This is a genomic window from Faecalicoccus sp., from assembly GCF_036552745.1.
Lineage (GTDB): Bacteria > Bacillota_I > Bacilli_A > Erysipelotrichales > Erysipelotrichaceae > Faecalicoccus.
In genome coordinates this window covers 1-4740 of the sequence record NZ_JAXKBY010000086.1, presented here as the reverse complement: position 1 = coordinate 4740, position 4740 = coordinate 1, and the positions used below count along the sequence as shown (strand labels likewise).

Genomic DNA, 4740 nt, shown 5'->3' with positions numbered 1-4740 from the left:
CTGGAGAATTGTCCCTACTCCCATTTACCAAAAGGAAAAATGACACTACAAGTCGTACAGGAAATCAATGATCCGTATTTAAAGCTGTTATGGGATCCGGCCAACTCTTATCGTGCCATTCGAGAAAATGTGCCTAAAGAATATATGGATTGGAGCCTGGAAGAAGAACTGCTGCATCTATATCCATATATAGGGCATATTCACTTGAAAAACTATCATTATGTTTCCGGGCTTGTAAAACCGTTTGTGCATGTTCCACTATTGAATGGGGATATTGACTATAAAACATTAGTAAAGTCAATACAGGAAACATGTGATTGTATTCTTTCCCTGGAACCGGAAGTGGATACACAGGGAACAATTCAAAGTATGCGACAATTGATACAATTATAATTCTAGACAACATCTTAAAAGATGTTCTTTTTCGTATTTAATTTTGGTATGATTAAGACATGAATAGAAATAAACGTGTATTTTTATATTTATTAGCAATCTTAGTTGTGCTGTCAGTGGGATCAAGCATTGTTTCCGGTGCTATGTATTTTATGCGCCCTAAACAAGAGACTGTGAAGCAGGAAACCGAAACAAAGTCTGAATCGAAAGAAGAAAAAGGCAGTTCATCCTTTACCTTTGCGGGCGTAGGCGATAATTTGATTCATCAGGCTATTTTTTCGCAATATGAAATGGGTGTCACCGATTATGATTTTAATGAAGACTATGCCTTGATGAAGCCTTATATTGAACCGGCCGATCTTTCTTTTATCAATCAGGAAACAATTTGTGCGGGTGAAGAGTTCGGATTAAGTCATTATCCGCAGTTTAACGGCCCGACACAAATCTTGGATGCGGTTGCCAATACAGGATTTGACTGGTTAGCTGCCAGCAGTAATCACAGTTTAGATAAAGGCAGCGATGCCTTACTGGCGGAATTAAACTATCTTCATGAAAACTATCCGGATGTTTCGGTGACAGGAGCATATCGTAGTGAAGAAGAATCTAATCAATACATCGTCCGTGAAGTGAACGGTATCAAGGTAGGCCTTTTAGGCTATACCTATGGTTTGAATGGAATTCCACTGCCAGAAGATATGCCATGGTTAGTGGAATTAATCGATGAAGATCAAATTCAAAAGGATATGGAAGCATTATCGAAAATCAGCGATGTGCAGATCGTCTCCATGCATTGGGGAACGGAATATCATACAGAAATTGAAGCAGATCAACAAGCCTTGGCGCAAAAGATGAATGAGTGGGGCGTTGAAGTTATTATTGGAACACATCCGCATGTCATCAAACCGGCAGAAATCATCCAAGGCGAAAAACAGGATACTTTGTGCTATTATTCTTTAGGAAACTTTTTAAGTGCACAGGATACCAATGAAGGTATGGTTGGCGGTATGGCCAGCTTTACCTTACAGTATGATTTTGATACGCAGGAAACATTATTTAAAAATGTGAAATTTACACCAACGGTGATGTATTATGATCCTGCTTTTACTACTTTTAAAGTGATGACGATCCATGATTACAACGATGATTATATTCCAACACATTATGTAGCTTCTTTGGGCTATGATATGTCTAAGGCTTGGATTCAAAATTATGTAAAAGAAATCATGGGATCACCGGAAGGAATCGAGGTGGTAGTTGAATAATGAATCAGAAATTAGTTGCGGAAAATCGTAAAGCACGTCATGAGTACGAGCTGTATGATCGATTTGAAGCCGGCCTTTGTTTAAAGGGAACGGAAATCAAAAGTATTCGAAAAGGAAAAGTACAGTTAAAAGACTCTTATATTAGTTTTTATGGCAACGAGGCTTATATCAAGGGAATGCACATTGCACCGTATGAGCATGGGAATATATTTAATCATGAGGAAACAAGAGATCGAAAACTATTGTTGCATAAAAAAGAGATTTTGAAGTTGGAGCAGTCGGCACGTATAAAAGGCTATACGGTAGTACCTACACGACTGTATTTAAGTAAAGGCTTGGCGAAATTAGAGATTGCTCTGGCTAAGGGTAAAAATCTGCATGATAAACGAGAAGCGCAGAAGAAAAAGGATGCGCAAAAAGAGATTCAGAAGGCCTTGAAGAATGATTATTAGTGCGTTATAATGGCTTTCCTGGGGATGTTTATGGTATTCGATGAGTAAACGTTTGGATATGACCACAGCCACGAAGGACACGTGTGAAAACCACTTAAAATTAATTGCTAAAACTAAACTTGCTAATGTTTTTGGTGTAAACCAGAGCATGGCTTTCGCTGCTTAATTTAATTGCCTACGTTTGGCTTGCAGCCCCAATAGTCTAGGTTCGCTTTCTTATCAGCTATTGCAGGACACATAAAGAAGATAAGATGAAGTAGTGATCCGATACTTCATACGAAAATTTTAGGATCACATCTTAAGATCTTTGTTCTTATCCAAAGCTTAGGATTATTTTGATAAGAAAAGCTGTAAACGTTGTATCGTGGGACTTTGCTTAGACAGGAGTTCGACTCTCCTCATCTCCACCAATAGCTTGTAACTCCTTTATGTAAAGGAGTTTTTTTAATTTTTTATCAAAAATTGCGAAAAAATTGCAAAAATTTGCGAATTTTATTCAATTTTACATGTTTCATCCAATATTTTTTTCATGTTTTGTCTCATAGAATCATATATATGTGCATAAGTTTTTCTTAGCTCTGTCACTGTATCTCCTAATCTTTCGGCAATCAAAGAATCATCGATTTTGTTTTTGATCAAAAAAGAAGGTATCAGAATATGGACAAAGATAAAGTAAACCAATCTCTGCTTTTCATGGTGGATATACAAGTCCTATAGCCGTTTTTACGGAAGAAGGTAGGATTGAATCTGAAATTAATTATTACAGACGAAGACTCAATGAGTGTAAACCCATTGAGCTTTTTCTTTAGCGGACCAGATTTTTTTTGTTTGATTTACATTTCTTCTTTTTAAATAGTTGGAATGTAGTCGAGAAATATGGTTATTCAAGAAAAGGTTTATGGAAACATATCAGAAGTGAGATAGCGAAGCTAATTTAATGTATACGTATAAAAATACGTATTAATATATTGACGTACGTATATAAAGGCGTATAATATACTTGCAGGGAGGAAAAAAGATGCCAAAAACTTTTAGAGAAATTGTGAAAATCTTGAAAAAAGATGGGTGGTATCAAGTTAGACAGAGCGGATCTCATGTGCAATTCAAACATCCAACAAAATCAGGAAGAGTTACAGTTCCTAAACATGGCGGACGGACAATCGCTCCGGGCACTGAAAAAAGTATCTATGACCAGGCTGGACTAAATAAAAAATAGCCCGGCAGGTCATAGGTTTGGCATCTCAATTATAAAAAAGAAAGGACGGAGAAAATGCTATGAAAGGATTAACTTATTTAGCTGTCTTAGAACCATCAGGAGAAAAATCGTATAGTTTGTATTTTCCGGATATGCCTGGTTGTTATTCAGACGGAAAAAATCTAGAGGATGCTTTAAAAAATGCAAAGGATGCGTTGGAATTACATTATTATGGCATGGTAAAAGATGGAGAAGAGGTACCCAAATCAACAGGAAAGGTATCAAAGGAAGATGCAGAGGGATGTATTGTATGTCCGGTTACAATCTATCCTGATGTTGTAGTGGAAAAGTACAATAATAAAAAAGTAAAAACAAATTGTACTTTACCGGCATGGCTAAAAGAAATAGCAGAGAATAATCATATTAATTATTCACAAGTATTGGAAGCTGCAATTAAACAAAAGCTTGGATTGAATCAGTAAGAATTATAAAGAGTACACACTGTGTACCAAAAAGAGAGTATATTAATATCATCAAGAAGTCTCAGATAAAAAGTTTGAGGCTTTTTCTTTTGGAAAGAAGTGATTTTGTGGAAAGAAATAGACATCATCAAGGTGGTACCCACCGCCTAGCCTTTGAGCGGAATAAGAAAAAGATATTTGTTATTCAAGAGGTGTGTGGATTATGTGATAAGCCTGTCGGCTTTAGCTGCAAGTATCCTCATCTTTTATCAGCATGTATTGATCATATTATTCCCGTCAATTAAGGCGGACATCCAAGCGACATAAACAACTTACAGTTGGCTCATTGGACTTGTAACTGGCAGAAGCCTGATAGATTATGAAGGAGTAAGGGATCTAAAAAAAAGCCAAGAATATTTGAAGTGGTTCCCAAGCTAAGGATAAGATAAAAACCTACTTTATAATCGTGATTTTTTTCCATTTGGTTTATGATCAGCATAAACACATGAAAAAAGTTATCAAAAAATTGCTTTAGTTCGTTATCTTCGTTTTTATTGAAAGAGGTGGAATCATCATGAATTATCAGGATATTGGAATACTGTTAAGATGTAGTTAAAGCTAATTTTGCAGTTATTTTATCTTTGTATCTATTCAATATGCTATATCAGTCTATTTAGTGGATGTGCTTGCCTGACTCATCTGCAAGTGGCTCGAGAAGAAATTAAAGAAGTAGTGTAATAAGCACAAAAAAAGAGAGTTACTCTCAATGTCATTAAGTTAAGACAACTATAACTATACAGGCAATCAAGTCTAGATAGTTTTTTACTAATAAGGCATGACAAAAATTGTAGTATTGCTACCAATGTCATTAAGTTAAGCAAAACATGATCTTATGAGTCTTGTCTAAAATAGGCGAGGCTCTTTTATTTGTGAAAAAAAATCTAAAAAAGCTTGACAAAGAAAAAGTCGGAATCTTT

5 protein-coding genes, 1 other RNA gene and 1 pseudogene are annotated in these 4740 nt (G+C 35.8%); all 7 read left to right on the top strand.

What is annotated here, in order from left to right; genetic code table 11:
- On the top strand, nt 1-393 hold a 393-nt coding region (locus U0M88_RS04175), incomplete at its 5' end, for a sugar phosphate isomerase/epimerase family protein (RefSeq protein WP_331869002.1).
- A 59-nt stretch (nt 394-452) separates the two neighbouring features.
- Nucleotides 453-1655 carry a CapA family protein gene (locus U0M88_RS04170; protein ID WP_331869001.1) on the top strand — a complete coding sequence of 401 codons (1203 nt, stop codon included), beginning with the start codon at nt 453-455 and terminating at the stop codon, nt 1653-1655.
- Nucleotides 1655-2107, top strand: a complete 453-nt coding sequence (gene smpB / locus U0M88_RS04165; protein WP_022790381.1) for an SsrA-binding protein SmpB — start codon at nt 1655-1657, stop codon at nt 2105-2107. Before U0M88_RS04170 ends, smpB begins: the two co-directional genes overlap by 1 nt.
- Before the next feature lie 20 nt (nt 2108-2127).
- Nucleotides 2128-2517: a transfer-messenger RNA gene (gene ssrA / locus U0M88_RS04160) on the top strand.
- Nucleotides 2518-3125: 608 nt separating this feature from the next.
- Complete coding sequence (locus U0M88_RS04155) at nt 3126-3323, top strand: type II toxin-antitoxin system HicA family toxin (RefSeq protein WP_300399017.1); 198 nt, start codon at nt 3126-3128, stop codon at nt 3321-3323.
- A 59-nt stretch (nt 3324-3382) separates the two neighbouring features.
- Nucleotides 3383-3784, top strand: a complete 402-nt coding sequence (locus U0M88_RS04150) for a type II toxin-antitoxin system HicB family antitoxin (RefSeq protein ID WP_117446465.1) — start codon at nt 3383-3385, stop codon at nt 3782-3784.
- Between the two features lie 293 nt (nt 3785-4077).
- A pseudogene (locus tag U0M88_RS10385) lies at nt 4078-4146 on the top strand (HNH endonuclease); the annotation flags it as partial.
- Nucleotides 4147-4740: the final 594 nt, after the last annotated feature.

Bases quoted from the DNA above. Each gene is read 5' to 3' on its own strand.
- U0M88_RS04170 (WP_331869001.1), top strand. From the start codon at position 453: ATGAATAGAAATAAACGTGTATTTTTATATTTATTAGCAATCTTAGTT.
- smpB (WP_022790381.1), top strand. From the start codon at position 1,655: ATGAATCAGAAATTAGTTGCGGAAAATCGTAAAGCACGTCATGAGTAC.
- U0M88_RS04150 (WP_117446465.1), top strand. From the start codon at position 3,383: ATGAAAGGATTAACTTATTTAGCTGTCTTAGAACCATCAGGAGAAAAA.
- U0M88_RS04155 (WP_300399017.1), top strand. From the start codon at position 3,126: ATGCCAAAAACTTTTAGAGAAATTGTGAAAATCTTGAAAAAAGATGGG.